At 55.2% G+C, this 18363-nt stretch carries 16 protein-coding genes and 2 tRNA genes; 6 read left to right on the forward strand and 12 right to left on the reverse strand.

The window, feature by feature from the left end; genetic code table 11:
* Window positions 1–2 precede the first annotated feature (2 nt).
* The 3 genes from hybB to ACC569_RS05245 are packed head-to-tail and all read right to left on the reverse strand — an operon-like array spanning window position 3 to window position 3313.
* Window positions 3–1151: a Ni/Fe-hydrogenase cytochrome b subunit gene (hybB, locus tag ACC569_RS05235; protein ID WP_372522445.1), complete on the reverse strand. Its 1149-nt coding sequence runs from the start codon at window positions 1149–1151 to the stop codon at window positions 3–5.
* On the reverse strand, window positions 1148–2161 hold the full coding sequence (gene hybA, locus ACC569_RS05240; RefSeq protein ID WP_372522446.1) for a hydrogenase 2 operon protein HybA: 1014 nt from the start codon (window positions 2159–2161) through the stop codon (window positions 1148–1150). The genes hybB and hybA overlap by 4 nt, the downstream gene beginning before the upstream one ends.
* A 12-nt stretch (window positions 2162–2173) precedes the next feature.
* Entirely contained in the window at window positions 2174–3313 is a 1140-nt protein-coding gene (locus tag ACC569_RS05245; protein ID WP_372522447.1) for a hydrogenase small subunit, read from the reverse strand.
* A gap of 1231 nt (window positions 3314–4544) precedes the next feature.
* Here ACC569_RS05245 and ACC569_RS05250 point away from each other — a divergent pair.
* The 3 genes from ACC569_RS05250 to ACC569_RS05260 are packed head-to-tail and all read left to right on the forward strand — an operon-like array spanning window position 4545 to window position 7371.
* Window positions 4545–5048 carry a Mov34/MPN/PAD-1 family protein gene (locus tag ACC569_RS05250; RefSeq protein WP_372522448.1) on the forward strand — a complete coding sequence of 168 codons (504 nt, stop codon included), beginning with the start codon at window positions 4545–4547 and terminating at the stop codon, window positions 5046–5048.
* Window positions 5045–6499 (forward strand): AAA family ATPase, encoded by a 1455-nt coding sequence (locus tag ACC569_RS05255; RefSeq protein WP_372522449.1) that lies wholly within the window; start codon window positions 5045–5047, stop codon window positions 6497–6499. Before ACC569_RS05250 ends, ACC569_RS05255 begins: the two co-directional genes overlap by 4 nt.
* Complete coding sequence (locus tag ACC569_RS05260; RefSeq protein WP_372522450.1) at window positions 6496–7371, forward strand: hypothetical protein; 876 nt, start codon at window positions 6496–6498, stop codon at window positions 7369–7371. The genes ACC569_RS05255 and ACC569_RS05260 overlap by 4 nt, the downstream gene beginning before the upstream one ends.
* Here the strand turns inward: ACC569_RS05260 and ACC569_RS05265 are convergent.
* From ACC569_RS05265 to ACC569_RS05275, 3 genes are read right to left on the reverse strand one after another with little or no spacing between them, the layout of a single operon-like run.
* The gene (locus ACC569_RS05265; protein ID WP_372522451.1) at window positions 7363–8850 is read right to left on the reverse strand and encodes an E2 ligase fold family C protein; all 1488 of its coding nucleotides are present in this window, start codon (window positions 8848–8850) and stop codon (window positions 7363–7365) included. The genes ACC569_RS05260 and ACC569_RS05265 overlap by 9 nt on opposite strands.
* A complete protein-coding gene (locus tag ACC569_RS05270; RefSeq protein WP_372522452.1) occupies window positions 8851–9498 on the reverse strand; it encodes a putative metal-binding protein in 648 nt (215 codons plus the stop codon).
* Window positions 9479–9760, reverse strand: coding sequence for a DUF2604 domain-containing protein (locus tag ACC569_RS05275; RefSeq protein ID WP_372522453.1), 282 nt, complete (start codon window positions 9758–9760; stop codon window positions 9479–9481). Before ACC569_RS05275 ends, ACC569_RS05270 begins: the two co-directional genes overlap by 20 nt.
* Before the next feature lie 602 nt (window positions 9761–10362).
* Between ACC569_RS05275 and ACC569_RS05280 the strand changes: the two genes are divergently transcribed.
* Genes ACC569_RS05280 through ACC569_RS05290 form a run of 3 tightly spaced genes read left to right on the forward strand, consistent with a single transcriptional unit; the run spans window position 10363 to window position 12805 of the window.
* Window positions 10363–11571: a replication initiation factor domain-containing protein gene (locus ACC569_RS05280; protein WP_372522454.1), complete on the forward strand. Its 1209-nt coding sequence runs from the start codon at window positions 10363–10365 to the stop codon at window positions 11569–11571.
* Entirely contained in the window at window positions 11568–11870 is a 303-nt protein-coding gene (locus ACC569_RS05285) for a helix-turn-helix domain-containing protein (RefSeq protein ID WP_372522455.1), read from the forward strand. Before ACC569_RS05280 ends, ACC569_RS05285 begins: the two co-directional genes overlap by 4 nt.
* Window positions 11768–12805: a tyrosine-type recombinase/integrase gene (locus ACC569_RS05290; protein WP_372522456.1), complete on the forward strand. Its 1038-nt coding sequence runs from the start codon at window positions 11768–11770 to the stop codon at window positions 12803–12805. Before ACC569_RS05285 ends, ACC569_RS05290 begins: the two co-directional genes overlap by 103 nt.
* An 11-nt stretch (window positions 12806–12816) precedes the next feature.
* Here the strand turns inward: ACC569_RS05290 and ACC569_RS05295 are convergent.
* The 6 genes from ACC569_RS05295 to ACC569_RS05320 all read right to left on the reverse strand — a co-directional run.
* Window positions 12817–12893: transfer RNA gene (locus ACC569_RS05295), tRNA-Arg, on the reverse strand.
* A 429-nt stretch (window positions 12894–13322) separates the two neighbouring features.
* Window positions 13323–13413: transfer RNA gene (locus ACC569_RS05300), tRNA-Ser, on the reverse strand.
* A gap of 69 nt (window positions 13414–13482) precedes the next feature.
* Window positions 13483–13704: a carbon storage regulator CsrA gene (csrA, locus tag ACC569_RS05305; protein WP_372522457.1), complete on the reverse strand. Its 222-nt coding sequence runs from the start codon at window positions 13702–13704 to the stop codon at window positions 13483–13485.
* Window positions 13705–14025: 321 nt separating this feature from the next.
* Window positions 14026–15246 carry an aspartate kinase gene (locus ACC569_RS05310; protein ID WP_372522458.1) on the reverse strand — a complete coding sequence of 407 codons (1221 nt, stop codon included), beginning with the start codon at window positions 15244–15246 and terminating at the stop codon, window positions 14026–14028.
* 267 nt (window positions 15247–15513) lie between these two features.
* Entirely contained in the window at window positions 15514–18108 is a 2595-nt protein-coding gene (gene alaS / locus ACC569_RS05315; RefSeq protein ID WP_372522459.1) for an alanine--tRNA ligase, read from the reverse strand.
* A 13-nt stretch (window positions 18109–18121) separates the two neighbouring features.
* Window positions 18122–18363: regulatory protein RecX (locus tag ACC569_RS05320; RefSeq protein ID WP_372522460.1), on the reverse strand; the 242-nt coding region annotated here is incomplete at its 5' end.

Consider the following 18363-nt stretch of genomic DNA (forward strand, 5'->3'; position numbering starts at 1 on the left):
AGTTACTGAACCGCGGTCACACGCTCATGGCGTGGTAGCACCGGCAGTTGCTTTACGAACAACAGATAGAGCAGGATTTCGATTGAAAACATGCCGACAGTTACCAGTATCTCGGTGACCGAAGGAAAGTAATTCCAGCCGGCGGCCGGATGGTAGCCAATGAGATAGGCATTGATCCGATAAATCGATCCTGCCACCAGTAATACGACGGCGGCGATAAATATCATGCGCGGATTGGTGCGATACGCCGGCCGGGCCAGCATGGCCAGCGCCAGCACGAACAAGGCGTTCTCGAGCCAGAACATGCCGGCTTCCAGGCTGATGGTGAATGCCGCCCCCAGTTGTCCGCGCACAATAATATCCGCGAATCGGATCACCAGATAAGCCGCCAATAACAAGGCGGTGAAGCTCGAAAGTTTTCCCAGTATCCGCGTTTCAATCGGACGACGAAAACCCCTGGCCGCCAATATGGCTTCGAAGGGCACGATGGCGAAACCCATCAGTATGGCGGTCACCAGGAACTCTAAAGGCAATAGCTGGGTTTGCCACAGCGGTGATAGTTTGTAGCCCAATACCACAATCATCGTGCCCAGGGAAGATTGGTGCATGGTGGGCAGCAGCACGCCCACGGCGATAAAGAAAAATAACACTTTGGATAATTTTTTGCGGGCATCGACGAGTCCGAAACGTTCCAGAACCGCCGGCGAGAACTCGATCGCCAGCACGACGACATATGCCATCACGCACCAAGCTACTTCCAGCATCACCGAATTAGTCTGGACGTACCATGGCAGGAACAGCGTGTACATCTGCCAGTAACGGCCAAGATCGACAATAACCGCCGCGCCGGCCAGCGCATAGCCGAACAGCCCCGCCATCATTGCCGGCCGCACCAAGGGATGATACTCACCACGATTGAGCACATAGACCACCAGGGCAATGGCATATCCGGCGCAGCCGAAGGCGGTACCGATCATGACGTCGACCACGATCCAGATGCCCCAGGGATAACCGTCATTGATGTGCGTGACCGCGCCCAGACCGAACACGAATCGCGCCAATATGATGACCAGGGCGATAGCGGCCAACGCCGACAACGCCAAAAAAGGTTTGGTTAATATCCTTCCGCCAAGAGGTTCATGAGCGCTCATGACTTTTCCTTTTTAACCTTCGTTTTGCGGGGCGTTTCCCCGCTCTCATCGGGTTTGCCGGCGGTGCGGTGGACCAGATAGACCAGCCCGGCGAGCAGCGCCAACGGGGGCAGCATTCCTTTATAGAGCGTATGCTGAATGCCTTCGGTGATGGCGGGATATCCGTACTCGGGAACGTTGGTTGGGAGACCGATTTTTTCAAACGGCACAGCGGACAGGTACAGAATCTGCGTGCCCCCCAGCTCCTTGTCGCCGTAAAGATGTTTTTGATAATTGGCAATCGTGCCATCTTGAGCCGGCCGGTTGCCGCCGAGCTTGCCGCGGGCAAACCGGTGGCTTTCGCCGGGCTTTTTGGAAAGCCGCAGCTGCGCTTCTTTCTTCAGATCCTCCACCAGGCCGAACAGCGACGCGCCGGTCGGGCATACGTCACAGCAAGCCGGCAGTTGCCCTTTCGCCTGCAGGTGCGCGCAAAACTGGCACTTCTGGATCTGACCAAAGGGACCATCGTATTCGAATTTGGGCACGGCAAACGGGCATGCATACACGCAGTAACGACAGCCGATGCACCGATCCTTATGATGCTCGACGATGCCGGTTTTCGGATCCTTGGTCATGGCCGACACCGGGCACGCCGATACACAGGAGGGATCCACGCAATGCAGACAGTGGCGCTTGACGAAGGAATAGCCGTTAATCTCACGATCCTTCTGCGTCACGTTGCCATCCTGATACACCTTGATGATGTTCAGGGTCTTGCCCGATAAATCCATCGGTACATCCCACATGACTTCACTCTTGCCGGCATCGTGCTCCGGCGGCATATGGTTCGCTTCCTTACACGCCGCCACGCACGCCTTGCAGCCAATGCACTGTGTCGCATCGTAGAGCATACCCACGGCATTGGGGGGCATGGTTTTGGGTTCGCGCTGAAACGCGCTGGCGGTGTCCACCGCGCCTGCCGCACCGGCGGCGGCTGCCACTTTAAGAAAATCTCTTCGGTTCAGAGCCACGGATCTATGCTCCTATCGTTCCTTATCGCTCCTGCCCTCAGAAGCTTCGTCACTGCTTTCGGGGAGTTTGCGCGCGAACTTGACTCCGGCAACCGCCGCCGCGCCGACCAAGCCTCCGACCAACGCCGCTGCTGCTACGGTTGCCCCTTTTCCTTTGTCTTCAGTGATTCGTGGATAGGTGGTGGGTGGCGTCACATTTTTGAGGTCAGCCAGTTGATGGATGGCCTTGGTGAAGCCGATTCCTTCTTCGGTACAACCAAAGCATGGATGACCGGTACCCACAGGCCACGCTCCGGGACCAACATCGCCAAACAGAATGGCCGGGCAGTTGGCGTAAGTTTCAGGCCCCTTGCAGCCGAGTTTGTACAGGCACCAGCCCTGGCGATGTCCATCGTCACCGAACTCGATCGCGAAACGACCGGCGTCGAAGTGCGGACGGCGCTCACAGTTCTCGTGTATCAGCCGATTGTAGGCAAACTTGGGACGGCCCTTGCTATCCAGCTCCGGCAGGCGGTTGAAAGTGAGGAAGTACAGCACCGTGGCCAGGAAGTTGTACGGGTTCGGCGGGCAACCGGGAATGGTGACGATTGGCCGGTCTTTGATAATCTTGGAAACGCCCACGGCGCCGGTGGGATTCGGACCGCTGGACGGAATGCCGCCCCACGATGCGCACGAGCCGATGGCGATTATGGCCGCGGCACCCGCCGCCGCCTCTTGCAGATGTGCCAGCACGGTTTTGTTGGCGATCTTGCAATAGATACCGCCGTCCTTGGTGGGTATCGAACCATCGACCACCAGAAGATACTTTCCTTTGTTGGCCTTCATCGAGGCCTGCTTGGAGGCTTCGGCCTGATGACCTGCGCCGGCACACAGGGTTTCGTGGTAATCGAGCGAAATCGTGTTGAGGATCAGCGTTTCAAGCGTCGGGTGGGTTGAACGCAGGAGCGACTCGGTGCAACCGGTACATTCCTGGGCTGACAACCAGATGACGGGCGGTCGCTTGTTGCTGGTAACCGCCTCGGCGATCTGCATGCCCATGGCGGGAATGCCTAACGTTGCGGCGATGCCTGTGCAAAATTTGAGAAATTCGCGCCGCGTAACACCGCCGGCACTGCCTTCGTACCCATCAAGACTCATTTCCTGTTTTCGCATAAATGCCCTCGTGCGTGCTCAGGTGGCGGCCTGAAAAACCAGGCTGTCTTGTCAGTTAATTTCTACCTGTGATATTTTGATGCAACGTCCTTCTCTATCGGCGAAAAATACATAAGTAATCAGGACGATTCGTAACCTAGGAGTCTTGTGAGATCCTAAGAAGTTCAAGTACCTGTTCGATCCTCCCTGTCAATTTCGATTACGTCCCGCCTTGATTTTCGAAGTATATAATCGGTTGCTTATACTGCTTTGATGCTTGTCAATGTTTAATAAATTTGCTCCTGAACATGATCGTCTGTTTCACTGATTCAACAAACGCCGACCGATTGAATAAGGAACAGCAGCTGGGTAGACAGATTGAGTCATAATTTTGATATTGCTCAACGAAATTCCAAATGAAATTGACACAAATAATATTCTACCAATGCGGTAGGGCATTGCTGGCGAGGCTGAAAGTCGGAACTCATCCCGGCCGACAGCGGTTCGGAGAAGACAAAAGTCCGCTTGCGCGGGCTTTGATATTTAGTGCGCCTGGGTGAGGCGAGCGTCGTGCGCAAAGCATCGCTTTGCGCGAGCCGAACGCCCGCAGGCTATGCCTGCGGGCCGGGCGAGAACAATTTATCGCCTGCGGCTCTCGCCCTGCGGGCCGCCGTGCGTCCTTAGCTCCGTAAGCGGCGCATCCCTGCGCCACTTCTCGCAGCGTTCCGACGTTCGGCCGGCTGCGCCGGCTCGTCGAACAGGCCTATGATTTTATCGGGAGTTCGAATCTCTCCCGGAAAACCACGGATCAAACACAAAGGCCACCCCATGGGGTGGCCTTTGTGTTTGATATGGTGCGCCCGGAGAGATTCGAACTCCCGACCACCTGGTTCGTAGTTCACTATATGCTGCACAGTTAAATGTAAATCAACGCCTTACGGCACCTGCCACTGTGCATTGTGAGTGATAACGAGCGGTAATTTGACGATGAGATGAGGAAATCCCGCACACTTTCCGGCACACCGGAATACAGCAGTCACAGTTAGCCGTTACTAAACGGCAGATTTCGACCCAAAGGAGACGGTCGATCTTAAATATTTTCTTCCAGAAATCAGTCATTCATCAAGTACAGCTTCTGATCTTACCCGTTGCGGTCATTCGTGTTTCCAGAAAATGGGTACTCAATCTCTATGTAATACACGCGCTTGCATGCTTCACCACAGTCCAAAAGAGTTGTGGTATCTTATCAAAGATGGCAGCCAATCAACCAAACCCTCTTCGGCACATAACTGTAAAGCGTGCGACCATCGACCAAATGCTAGAGACCATGCGGGAATTTGGTTCTCATGGCTGGGAGGTTCTCGTGCTCTGGGTGGGTGAGATTGAGCCCAACACGGGGAAGGCCCATGTCATTCAGGCATTCGTTCCTAAGCAGAAAGCCATCTCCAGCGAAGATGGCGTGGGCTATTTCGTGAACAGTGAAACATTATTTGAATTAAACCGAAATCTCTCAGAAACCGGATTACGCTTGATCGCTCAGGTGCATAGTCATCCGCGAGAGGCCTATCATTCTGAGGCCGATGATCGATATGCAATCGTTACTGTCGAAGGTGGCTTGTCGCTTGTCGTTCCAGATTTTGGAAGAGCGCCACCAGACCCTGCTTCTTGGGCTGTATACAGGCTTCATGGTCGTGATTGGCTAGAGGTGAGCGCAAGAGAAGTTGGAACTCTTTTTGAAGTGACTGACGATCAATGAACATTAAAACAATTAGGCTTCAGAACTTTCGCGGTTTTCAAGACGTGCAAATTGAATTGAAACCGCTCACGGTTCTGCTCGGCCCTAATAGCGCGGGGAAATCTGCATTTGGGCACGCTCTGGCTGCAATGGCGCATGCGCACAAGTTATATGCGGCCGGGGCACCAGGGCCGGTTTCGTTGACGCCGCCGGTCAAATTCGCAGATGCATGGCCAGTTGACCTCGGAAAAACAAGCGATCTAAGAACAGTGGGGGCCGAGGGTCCAGTTTGTATCGGACTGGAGACGGCCAGCGGAGATTGGCTTGAACTTGGGTTCGGAGGGTTGGAGGAGCCCACACCCGATCTTTTGATCAGCTATATTCTTCATCCGAGCGAGCAGGGCCGCGCGACCAGCACTCCGACAAGCGCCACAGTAGTGAGCGGTGAGCAGAATGCATCGACCGTTGCTTCAGAACCCACGACGATTGTAAAACCACTTGGTGTACCGGGAAGTGTTGTACCCGTTCCGCCCGAAATTGGCGCGCCGATAAAGCTAAAAAGGCTCAACGTGCAACAGTGGCAAGATGATTGGTCTGTTATTCTTAAGGGATTAAGCGTCTTCACGGTAGTGCAACCTACGACAGGCAAGGAGCAAACTTTGAGTGGTGCAGCCAGAGAAAGCCTGCGTTCTTTGCTGGAAAATCTTACTTACTTGCGTGCCACGCGAAAACGGCCATCGAGGGGATATCTACACGACGCGGGAAAGCAGCAAATCGGATATAGCGGGGAGTGGACACCTAGCATTCTTCACGAAAAAGGATCCGAGCAGGTCACCTATTTCGAGCCCCCTTATATCCCGAAAAGCGTTGATGAGGCGCGAAAAAATGACTCCTCATGGAAGGCAAAACAGAAAACGCTACTCGAGGGAGTTGGAGCTTGGCTCTCTCGGCTAACCCTCGCGACTGCCATCGAAACTGTACCGCCAACCGCTCTTGATAACCGCGTGAAACTACGGGCGACTCTTAAAGAACAAGGATCACACGACATTACAGAGATCGGCTTTGGTGTCAGCCAGGTAATTCCCGTCCTGGTCGCGGGTTTACTCCAGCCTAAAGACAGCTTGCTCATCGTCGATCTTCCAGAAGCGCATTTACATCCGCGTCCGCAAGGTGAACTCGCAGATTTCTTTTGCTCGCAAGCGTTGTCCGGTAAAACTTCACTCGTCGAGACACACTCAGAAATGTTCTTTCATCGTTTGCGTCTTCGTGCAGCACAGGATCCCAGCTTGATGGACAAGATTGCGGTGTATTTTATTGATGAGCCGAAGAAGGATGGCTTCTGTAGTAAACCTCGCCCAGTGGGCCTGGGGTACGATGAGGAGTTGCGTTGGCCTGAGGGTTTCCTTCAAGAAGCTTATGAAACGGAGATGCAAATCAATGCTGTAAGGCAATCACGTGAAACCCACTCATGACGAGATTGCTACTCGATTACCCGTGGACTATTGAGGAGGGGCTCGGCTCAGATTCGGTTCCCTATAAAGTAATTCTAGATTTTCTCGATCTTTTAGCAAGAACGGAGTTGAAACCTGTTCCGTTCATTGATCACGAAGAGTGCAATATATTTTGGACTGCCCTCAAAGGGCGCAAAGGACAAAGCAGATTCGGCCCTGTTATAAGGCTTCTACGCCATTGCACTCGAGATACAGATGGTATTTGCTTGGCGCGTCCAGTTCCTGAACCAACGAAGCTTAGAGATAGCTGGAAATGTGCATTGCGTGACGAATTAGAACATCTTGAAAATTGGAGAAATCCGCAGATTATCTTCCCTGAAGTCCGTCGGCCAGCATGGCAGGCCACGGATGAAATTGAGATTCAGTGCGAAGATCGGAAAGGCACTGTTTCTCGAGTGCTCGCATCTCTGGAAAAATACGACTCTCATCCGTATGCCGTGCCAGACCTCGATCCGTGGCGTCATCTTGATCGGTTATTCCCGCCGAAGCCGGGCAACCCAAATAATAAACCCTGCTGGCTCCCCAAGCCGCCAATTCTAGATCAGGTACCTGTAGAACAAATATCTGAGGGGCTTGAGGAAGCGCGTAAGCAAGGCTGGCAAATCAAGGGTAAGTACTACTTTATTCCCCCTGCCGATTGCTTTCCTGAGCAAATCGAAAAACCAGAATGGCGAAGCGGTTACGTGTTTGCACGTGAAAAAATTCACGGCTGGAAGGGGCCATGTCCAATTGATTACTATGGCGTAACATGGCGTTGGGATAGGGGGCACCGGCACTGGGATGTTCAGACCGACCCCTACATATCGGTCAGCCATACTGGCGAACTAGATTGAAGTGGTTTGTAAACTAGGTTCCCATTTCTGCGCGTATACTTTCTGATAATCGGAATCGCTGCAGATACAGCCTTTCTCACGAGCCCGCGGTTTCCTCCAGATTGGTGGCGGTGGGCGCAAAACGTCATCCCATGAAATCAGAGGTTCTGGTTGCGAAAGGGCCGTAAGTTCTGGCTGAGTTCGCTTCAACAGTTCTGCTGCCATAAGGATGCCAGCGAGCGCTGATTGATGCGCGAGTGGAACTGTTTCGACCTTGCCCACGCCCGTAACGTCGAGCGGCACAGCCCCACACACCACGTCAGTGTAGATGTCGCCTAAAGATTTAGTGCGCCACGGTTTCAGTACTGATTCCTTCACCCCTAGCGAATTCGCTATGACTTTAATGTCATCACTTGAAAGTGGCTGTCGTGTTACCCAGAGAATAGCTGCCCGATCATGTGGCAGGCCCAAGGCTTTTGCCGCTTGTTCAACTGCAGAAGTTCCCTGACCGTGTGGATGATAGAGGCACGCAAGGCAGGCGGCATCGTGCGAGAAGATATGCCAAGATGTGCCGAGTGCCTGGTCGCCCGTCCATCCATTTATAACGAGCCGTGGCAACAACGCTTGAGCTGATCGGCGACCATCCACGTTGTCAACCGATACGACCGTCACAGGGATATTGATAGCACCTTGTGTCTCAACAAATTGCTCGAGCGTTGACTGTATCGGCTCTACAGTTAATCTGGTTCCCGAAAGTGCTGCTTGACCCAGCAGAACCTTTGAACGCCCCACATCTGCGAAAGTAGTAAGCACATAACGCTGAAGATTGGAAAGCGTTACCTCTTCTCCATCGACAAGCCAGAGTCGCCCTCGAATTTGGGTGTCGCGCGTGTGTGCCCATAACGCCGCATTACCTACTGCACCTACGCCGACAAAGAGCACGTTGCCTATGTCAGCGTCTATGAGCTCTAGATTGGCGCCAGTGTCTTCATCGAAGTTGAGCAGCGACACCGAAACATCTCGCTCTGCCTCGCTCTTAAGAAAGATGCGTCTAAAAAGTTCGGCACATGCCAAAGCTGCTGCCGCACCAGCGGCATAGGGGTTCGGCGGGCCGACGCGTTGCGATGGTGTGTGATTGACGCGAGCGACCCAACCACTCACGTTTGGATAAATTGCGCCATCTGCGGTTGCCGATCCGATGCATATGGTTGTCGCGTCAGGCGCATCCTTTACTAAGCCAATGCTTGGGTTGATCTCTTTAGCAAGTTTTTGCAACGCCGAGACGTTATCGTCCTGTCCCGAAATGGCAATTCGCGGATAAAGTCTGGCCAACAAATTCGTCGATAATTCGGCAATCCAAATATCATTCCTGCTGAGATTCGGACCACATCGGATACCGACGGTCACCTTTGCAAGCGCCAAAGTCAGCGACTGTCGCGAAATGGCTAAGTGGCCGCCGAGTGCACCGTATATGCGTTCAAAAAAAGGAGCCAGTGCCATTCAGGCCTTCTCCTCTGCATGCCATTGAACTTGAAGTCCAGTGGGGTGGGGAACAAGCATGGGGTGAACAATATCGATGCTCGCTCGCCACAGAGACATCACAATCGAAAAAAGGCTCATTTCCGTTCGATATAGCAGCCATTCATCACCAGAATGTTGAGGATGCTCGTGGTACTCCCTGATACCGCGTAGGCAAAGGAAGGGCTTGTGAGTAGCTGGGTGATCGTCTAGTAAAACAAGGTGTGCTTGCCGGTCTTTTTCGTATTCGAAAGCGCGAAACATGGCGCCATATGGCAGAAGCTCATCTGTCCATAGATTACGGAATTCCAATGAAGGTGCTCGCAGATCATAATCAGTAAGATCGAATCGCGCTTTGAAAGCTTGAGCCGAGATGTTCGGCAACGCTGCAACGGCCATTGCGATTGTTCCTGGAGGCGTACCTGGAGACAGTTCGATATTAATGGGTAGTTGTGTCGCAATGGCCACTTGCAAAGGATGGCGCGGCACAAAGATTAGCTCGACTATCGGATAGGCTGGTGTGCCGAATACAAAAATTCCGCGACGTTGTAAATCAGCTTGCTGTTCAGCTAATCGCTTTACATCACGCTCAAACTTGAGCCGACTAACCTCAGGGGCTACTCTGGTCAACGCCGCCTGCCCCGACACGTAGGCTTAGAAAGAGCCGAACCCCTTCAAGTAAGCCAAGATCTTTAGGTGTGCGATTCTTCTCTAGCAACACGCCACTGGCATCACGGACTTCCCATTCATCAGGTGGGCGGCCCGTATTACCGCTTTTAGCAAGCGCTCGTTGCACAGCTTCCATGAGCGGCGCGTGCACATTCGCCTCAATGGGATAGTCTTGGCCGTTGATGATAAAAACGAGTGTGACCTTTTGGTCCTTTTCTGCCACTTCTAACCCCTCATTTATCACTAACCTCAATTGTAATTTATTATCGTATTCTGAGCACAGTTTTTCAATGACTCGAAACGGTTAAATCACGTCCATCGTTTTATGGTATCAAGTTTGGCCGATCCGGCGAGCCAACCTGAACACGATTGCCGAATATTGCTTTTGGCACAATTCAGAAAGGGCATGGCATGTTACTACACTTATCCAAAGCTGTCCGTTCGCCAACTTCCACTTCTGGCCGTCTCCAGCCATTCGTTCCGAACCGAAAAGACTCGGACCAGTTGTCTTTGTTCAAATAACACGGAAACAGGGCCATCAAATTCAAACTGATACACGCAGGACAGCGCCGCTGCTTGACAGCATAACTCTGCGCGTTTAAGGTGCAATCTGTTACAAGACGTCAAGACAAAGTGCCCAAAGTAGCGCTCCTCCTCCGAGGGGAGTAAAGCAGCCCGGGTCCCAAAGGTAACGATAAGTTGCAGGCCTTTGGAGAGATGGGAAAATCATAGGAACTGCACACGCACTTGTGACTTCATCGCAATCTATGGCGATGGGGTTACGTCAATGATGGTGACCCCACGCCGAAATTTCGTGGAGGCACCATGTCAGATTTACCTGTTTGTTTCGGCTGTTCTATTCGTCCTGGCGTCGGAGCTGACGCCAATAAATCCCTTTCCAGCAGTAATGCACCGCCCCTTTCATGTAGCGGCACTGATGCTGAACGTGCGCAGGGATGCGCGAGCGCCGCATCTGCCGGTACTGAACTGACTGAGAATCCCGGCGCATCCACCAGCGACATGACGAGTGGCGCGGCTAAGGGGCTACATGGCGCAGCCATGCAGCCCCTTTCTGTAGACCATGCGGCACCGGGGCTGGCGCACGGTTCGGATTCCCCCCGTCTAGTAATACGGGGGGAATACTCTGAGGATCGTAGCCAGTGCGCGCATGTGGATTGGCTCTCTTTCACTCTTGTCCCTCCTCCCGGCACGGATTTGCCGTGGCTGTTCAAGCAGCTCGACGAGCATTTTCAAATCTCTCATTTCCTTGAAACACGTGCTGGCTGGTATGGCTACGACAAACGTTATGACATGAATGGATTTGGGTTGGTTGGCTGCGGGGGTCTTTCTCAGCGTGGAACTGTTCATGTGTCCGTAAATGCCAATGGCTGTGCGCGTGTTCCGGACTGGGATCGCTTGAAAAGATGGGGTGAGGAACTCGGGGCCATCATTAAACGGGTTGACCTGGCCCATGATGATTTCGAGGGCAAGGCTGTCAACATTGAGACAGCCCTGTCCTGGTATCGCGCGGGTGGGTTTGGGAGTGGTGGGTGTTCGCCCTCGATCTGCCGCCACGGAGATTGGGACAACCTGCAGGGGGGCCGCACGATCTATATCGGCAAGCGAACTAACGGAAACTTTCTGCGTGTCTACGAAAAAGGCAAAAAGCATGGCGATCCCCAAAGCCCTTGGGTGCGGGTGGAACTTGAGCTGCGCGGCAAAAACCGCCACGTTCCTTGGGATGTGCTGACAAAACCCGGCGACTATCTTTCTGGTTCCTTTCCTTGTCTGCGCTTTTTGTCGGCTCATCAGGATAAGGCTAAGACGATCCGCAAAATCACGGAAATTTCGCTTGAGCGTTCTATTGAACACGCACGCTCATCATGCGGACCGTTAATCAATCTCCTGATGCAGATGCACGACGGAGATGCTGTCGTTGTGGTCGATCTCCTCAGGCGTGATGGCGTCCCGCGACGGCTGGCGCCTTACGTTGATTTTCTCCTGGCTAACTCGGCTAAGGGGAAGCGGCGATGAAAACCCTAGACCTGCGAGAAGCTTCTGCGTTTCTCAAAATGCACCCGCAGACAGTTCGACGCCTTGCGCTTAAAGGTGCATTACCCGCCGCAAAGCCCGGCAAGTGTTGGCTGTTCATCGAAGACGACTTGGCAAGCTGGCTGCGTTCGCGTTATGTTCCCTCTCGGCAGGTGCCGCAGGGTCAGGAGAAAACCCTATGGCACTCTACAAAAGAAGTAAGTCGAAGCTCTGGTGGGTGCGTATCACCGTTAACGGACGGGAAATACGCCACTCTGCTGGGACTACCGACAAGAAGTTAGCTGAGGAGTACGAAACAAATCTCAAGGCAGAGCTGTGGCGTCAGGCCAAGTTAGACGAGCGCCCCCGGTATCGCTGGGAACAGGCTGTAGAGCGGTGGCTGACAGAACGGGCGCATCTTTCATCCCTCAAGGATCAGAAACTGCATCTGCGCTGGCTGCACAAACATCTCTACGGCCGGTTCTTAGACGAGATCAACCGTGACGTGCTGGACAACCTGGCACAGGCAAGGAAAGCCGAGAGTGTTGCTAACTCCACGGTAAACCGTGTGTTGGAAGTGGCCCGGGCTGTCCTGCGGTGTGCAGAACGTGAATGGGGCTGGCTGGATTCGTCGCCGTCTGTGCGGATGTTGCCAGAACCCAAGCGCCGCATCCGGTGGCTGACGAAGGAGGAAGCAGACAGACTGCTTTCGGAGCTTCCCGGCCATATCGCGGAAGCAGCGCGTTTCAGTCTGGCCACGGGGCTGCGGAAGGAAAACGTCATTGGCTTGGAATGGTCGCAAGTGGATTTGGAACGGCGTGTCGCTTGGATTCACCATGACCAGATCAAGAACAAGAAGGCGCTGGCGATCCCGCTTAATGCTGAGGCAGTCTTGGTGTTAAGGCGTCAGGTGGGGATTCATCCGGAGCGCGTTTTCACGTACCACGGAAGGCCGGTAAAGGAAGTGAATACGCAGGCATGGAGGCAGGCGCTAGTTCGTGCCGGCATCAAAGACTTTCGTTGGCACGATCTACGCCATACCTGGGCCAGTTGGCATGTGCAGTCGGGAACGCCGCTGCAAGTCCTGCAGGAGCTGGGTGGGTGGAGTTGTTTTGAGATGGTACTGAGGTATGCCCATCTCTCAGCGGGTCACTTGGCGGATTACGCGGAGAATCTTTGTAAGCTCCGCACACTTTCCGGCACACCCGCAGCGAAGGTCGCTGTTGATGTGTCGTAAGTGATTGAAAATGGTGCGCCCGGAGAGATTCGAACTCCCGACCACCTGGTTCGTAGCCAGGTACTCTATCCAGCTGAGCTACGGGCGCAAAAACATGACGTGAATGGCGGGGATTATACTCGACAGGGACGCTGCAAAAAAAGCGTCATAACGGTATTAGTTGTGTCAAACGTGAAATACATCCGTGATTTTCATGTCACAGGCGTGGCAGAAGACTGGATATCGAAGCGAAGAGAGACGTTTCATCCCTTAAACTTCTTGCGCTGCCCAGGCTTACTGAATGAGCCAGCCGCCTGGAAAACAGGCTGCAAACCCGGGTATTTAAACAGATGGCGGAGAGAGAGGGGATTATTCGGGCCTGCGGCCCTCACCCCTTCGGGGCCGCCGTCACTTACGCTCCGGCGTTCAGCATAGCTTCGCTATGCTGTCGAACCTGATTTATGAATTCATCGAGGTTTCGAATCCACTTCGTACACCTAGCTTTAGGAAAGAGGGCCATGGCCCTCTTTCCTAAAGCTGGCGGAGAGAGAGGGATTCGAACCCTCGATGGGATTTTGTCCCATACGCCCTTAGCAGGGGCGCGCCTTCGACCACTCGGCCATCTCTCCTTGCAAGCGCAAACGCGCCCGCAAGGATACCTGTGCACTCAAATAACGTAAAGCAAAAACCCGGTCGCTCTAACCTTTGCTGCCGCCCTGCGCCATGCCGGGCATGGGATGCACTATACCGGCTTCCTTTTCTTTCTTGATGCGCTCGTAGATTTCCTCGCGATGAACGGGGATCTCTTTCGGCGCAGCCACACCGATCCGGACCTGATTGCCTTTGATGCCTAGCACGGTGACCTGCACATCGTCGCCAATGTTGAGGGTCTCTCCAATGCGTCGAGTAAGTATCAGCATTGTCCTGCACTCCTTTCAGTATTGCCTGATTCCATACGTTCCTTATCCCTTTGCCCGGTCATCCACCCCTGGTTTAACCGGCTCCTCAACACTTTATCCCCTTGCGTCTTCATGACGGTTTTTGGCAAACCATCTCATGGCAACGGGCGATATGGCATTTTTTGCCGTCTGCTGTACTCGCCTAAGGCGGCACATCGCCGCTCGGCTGTCAGCTAACTTACGGATATTACGAGGGAAACCCCCCTTAAACCCGGCTGTATTCGCCTGTCTGGCTGTATCTATGCAGCTTCTGTGCCAGCTTGGGGGGGATTAAGGCGCGGACTACTTGGGTTTTTCCAGACCGAAGGCGCTATGCAGGGCACGCACCCCTAGTTCCAGGTACTTTTCCTCGACTACCACGGAAATTTTGATCTCGGAGGTCGAAATCATCTGGATATTGATGCCTTCATCGGCCAGGGTTTTGAACATCTGGCTGGCGATCCCGGCATGCGAACGCATGCCGACACCGATCACGGAGATCTTCACGATCTTGTCGTCGCCCGTCACCTCGCGCGCCTTCAGTTCCTGCGACACGCGCTTGAGTACATCCATGGATTTTTTATAATCGCCGCGATGAACCGTGAAAGTGAAGTCGGTGGTGCCATCGGCGCCCACGTTCTGCACGATCATGTCCACATTGATATTGACCTTGCCGATCTCGCCCAGGATATGCGCGGCGATGCCAGGCTTGTCCGGCACGCCGCGGATGGTGAGCTTGGCCTCGTCACGGTTGAACGCAATACCTGATATGAGCGGCGCTTCCATTTCGTTTTCCTCATAAGTAATAAGCGTGCCCGGCCCCTCCTCGAAGGACGACAGCACGCGCAGCGGAACCCGGTACTTGCCGGCGAACTCGACCGAACGGATTTGCAATACCTTGGAGCCGAGGCTCGCCATCTCGAGCATTTCCTCAAAGGTAATGCGATCGAGGCGCCGCGCCTGCGGCACGATGCGCGGATCGGTGGTGTAGACACCGTCCACGTCGGTATAAATCTGGCATTCGTCCGCCTTGAGCGCGGCCGCCAGCGCCACACCGGTGGTGTCAGAACCGCCGCGGCCGAGCGTGGTGATGTTGCCGTCCTCATCCACGCCCTGAAAGCCGGCGACCACGACGACCAGGCCTTTCTTCAAGTCCTCGTGTATGCGCTTTTCATCGATCTGCATGATACGCGCCTTGCCGAAAGCGCTGTCAGTGCGGATACGCGCCTGATAGCCGGTGTAGGAACGCGCCGGACAGCCGATTTTTTCCAGCGCCATGGACAACAGCGCGATCGTTTGCTGCTCACCGGTGGCGAGCAGCGCATCCAGTTCGCGCGCCGGCGGCTCACTGTGCACGCCCTTGGCGAGCTTGATGAGCGAGTCGGTCACGCCGCTCATGGCCGACACCACGACCACGACGTCGTGACCCTGTCCGCGGAAACGTTTGACGCGCTCGGCAACCGCCTGGATGCGCTCGGCGTTGCCGACGGAAGTACCGCCGTATTTTTGGACGATCAAGGCCATGTTATTTGACTAAGGAAGCTCTGATTAAGTTCGTTCGTGGTGAGCCTGTCGAACCACGAATGGACGAATCACCCGCAATTAGCGTTATTCCCCGTTCACCCTTCGACAAGCTCAGGGCGAACGGGGGACTTAATCAGACCTTCCCTGAGAGAGGCAACAAAGGGCGCAAATTAAACCCGCTTTTCCGGCGCGAGTAAACCACCGGCGCGGGGCTTGTGCACGGCCACCGCAGGCGTCCTGGCGGTCAGTTTCACTTAGTGAAAAGTCTTATTTTAAATGCTGCTCAACCCAGGCCGGCACGCCGTCGAGCGCCGCGCCCAGACCGGCGGGATTGGTGCCGCCCGCCTGCGCCATGTCCGGCCGGCCGCCACCCTTGCCGCCCACGCCGGAGGCCACTTGGTTGACCAGCTCGCCGGCATGCAGGCGCCCCGTGAGATCCTTGGTCACGCCGGCAATCAGCGTGACCTTGTCGTCGATCACAGACGCCAGGACGATGGCCGCGGGCGCCAGTTTGTCCTTCAGCTTGTCCAGGGTCTCGCGCAGACCCTTCGCATCCATCCCATCGAGTTGGGCGGCGAGCACCTTGATGCCCTTGACCTCTTTGGCCTCGGCCACGAGATCCTTGGAACCGCCAGTGGCGAGCTTGGCGCGCAATTGTTCCAATTCCTTTTCCAGACTCTTGATGCGACCCTGGATCTGCTCCACCTTCCCCGCCGCTTCCGCGCGGTTGCCGCGCACGAGGTCGGCGATCTTCTGCAACTGGGCTTCGAGTTCGCCGATGTAAGCGAGCGCGCCCGCGCCGGTCACCGCCTCGATGCGCCGCACGCCGGCAGCCACGCCGCCCTCGGACAGGATCTTGAGCAGTCCGATATCGCCGGTGCGGCTGACGTGAGTACCGCCGCACAACTCGGTGGAGAATCCGCCCATGCCGACGACGCGCACCTTCTCGCCGTATTTTTCGCCGAACAACGCCATGGCTCCCGAGGCCATGGCGTCGGCGATCGGCATGACACGTGTCTCGACCGGATCGTTCGCGCGAATTTCATCGTTGACCAGCCGCTCGATTTCATCCAGCTGCTCGCGCGTCATCGGTTCGAAGTGCGCGAAATCGAACCGCAGCCGCGCGGGTTCGACCAGCGAACCTTTCTGCTGCACGTGCGCGCCCAAGACTTTTTTCAGCGCCGCATGCAGCAGATGCGTCGCCGAATGGTTGCAGGCCGTGGCGGCGCGCTTGGCTCCATCGACTTCGCAGGTGACGCGATCCCCGACACGCAGCTCGCCCTTTTCCAGCTTGCCGATATGCGCATGGCCCTTCTGCGTATCCTGCACAATAAAAGTTGCCGTCGTTGTTCGCAGCCAACCCTGATCGCCCACCTGACCACCGGATTCCGAATAAAACGGAGTACGGTCGAGATAAACCACCCCTTCCTGTCCGGCCTTGATCGACGCGGCCGGCGACTCGCTCACATGAATCGACTGCACGACTGCCTGATCGCGTATGGATTCATATCCGGTAAACGCGGTTTCGGCATCGCGCCGCGCTTCCAGGTTCACCACCGCGGCCGACTTGAAGGTCGAGGCGGCCCGGGCGCGCTCGCGCTGCGCCTCCATTTCGCGCTCGTAGCCTTCCATGTCGAGCATTAACCCGCGCTCACGTGCGATATCAGCGGTAAGATCCACAGGGAAACCGAAGGTATCGTAGAGCTTGAAAATCGTGGCGCCGGAAATGGTGTCGCCCTTGAGCGCGGTAAAATCCTCTTCGAGAATCTTCAATCCCTGTTCCAGGGTCTCGTTGAAACGATCCTCTTCCTGGCGCAGGACGCGCTCGATTTGCGGACGCGCGCTGTTCAATTCCGGATAGGCATCGCCCATCTCCTGACACAACGGCGCGACCAGCTTGTAGAAAAAGGTCTCACGCGCACCGAGGCGGTGGCCATGACGGATGGCGCGGCGGATGATGCGCCGCAGCACGTATCCCCGGCCTTCGTTCAATGGCAACACGCCGTCGGTGATAAGAAATGCCGCCGCGCGAATGTGATCGGCAACGACGTTAAGCGAGTGATTCTGGCGCTCGGAAGCGCCGGTAACCTCGATGACCGCGTGGATCAGATGCTGGAACAGGTCGATCTGATAATTGCTGTGCACGCCTTGCTGCACCGCCGCTATGCGCTCCAGTCCCATGCCGGTGTCCACCGAGGGCTTGGGCAGCGGGGTAAGCACGCCTTTCGCGTCGCGGTTGTACTGCATGAACACGAGATTCCAGATCTCGACGTAGCGGTCGCCATCCTCGTCCGGGCTGCCTGGCGGGCCACCGGGGATTTGCGCGCCGTGGTCGTAAAAGATCTCGGAACAGGGGCCGCAGGGGCCGGTATCGCCCATCTGCCAGAAATTGGATGCATCGCCCAGGCGCGAGAAACGCTTTGGGTCCACTTTCAGCTCTTTCAGCCAGATATCGGCAGCCTCGTCGTCATCCTTATATACAGTTACCCACAGCCGCTCCGCCGGCAGCTTCAATTCCTTGGTCAGGAACTCCCAGGCGTATTGGATGCCCTCGCGCTTGAAGTAATCGCCGAAGCTGAAGTTACCGAGCATCTCGAAGAAGGTGTGATGACGCGCGGTGTAGCCCACGTTTTCGAGGTCATTGTGTTTGCCGCCGGCGCGCACGCAGCGCTGGGAACTGACCGCGCGCACATAGGGCCGCTTCTCCTGACCCAGGAACACTTCCTTGAATTGCACCATGCCGGCGTTGACGAACAACAGCGTGGGATCGTTTGCGGGCACGAGCGAACTGGACGGCACGACGGTGTGGCCGTGACGCTGAAAATAGTCGAGGAATTTTTTGCGGATTTCGGTGCTTTTCATGGCGCGGGGCGGATCAATCCTGCCCGTGGGGATTCAGAACCTTCTGTATCTGATCATAAGTAAAACCGCGGTATTGGAGAAAGCGGGCCTGGCGGGCGCGCTCCGGATAACTCTTGGGCAGCCGCGCGCCGAATTTCTTGCGCTGTACGCGTCGGATGTCCTCAAGCCACTCGCGGCCCGAAACATCGAGCCAGCCTTCAATCGCCTCCGCTGTCACCCCTTTTTCCTGTAATTCTTTCTGTATGCGCAACGGCC

Origin of the sequence: Sulfuricaulis sp. (assembly GCF_041499725.1) — a bacterium.
Classification (GTDB): domain Bacteria; phylum Pseudomonadota; class Gammaproteobacteria; order Acidiferrobacterales; family Sulfurifustaceae; genus Sulfuricaulis.